The 230-nt window shown below is 52.2% G+C and carries 1 protein-coding gene; it reads right to left on the bottom strand.

Annotation, left to right across the window (positions count from 1 at the left end; translation table 11 throughout):
- The coding region (locus N8L33_RS10075) for a hypothetical protein (protein ID WP_261059769.1) at positions 1-230 on the bottom strand (230 nt) is incomplete at both ends.

Below are 230 nucleotides of genomic sequence, written 5' to 3' on the forward strand. Positions count from 1 at the left end.
CGCGCTTGCTGACGTACTTGCGCTTGTTGAGGCTGATGTGCTAGCCGATGTACTTGCACTTGTTGATGCTGATGTACTTGCGCTTGTTGAGGCTGACGTTCTAGCCGATGTACTTGCACTTGTTGATGCTGATGTACTTGCTGATGTACTTGCTGTTGTAGATGCTGATGTACTTGCTGATGTTCTTGCGCTTGTTGAGGCTGAGGTACTTGCGGGGGGAGGGGCGGGGG

It is taken from the genome of Streptococcus mitis, assembly GCF_946188695.1.
Lineage (GTDB): Bacteria > Bacillota > Bacilli > Lactobacillales > Streptococcaceae > Streptococcus > Streptococcus mitis_DF.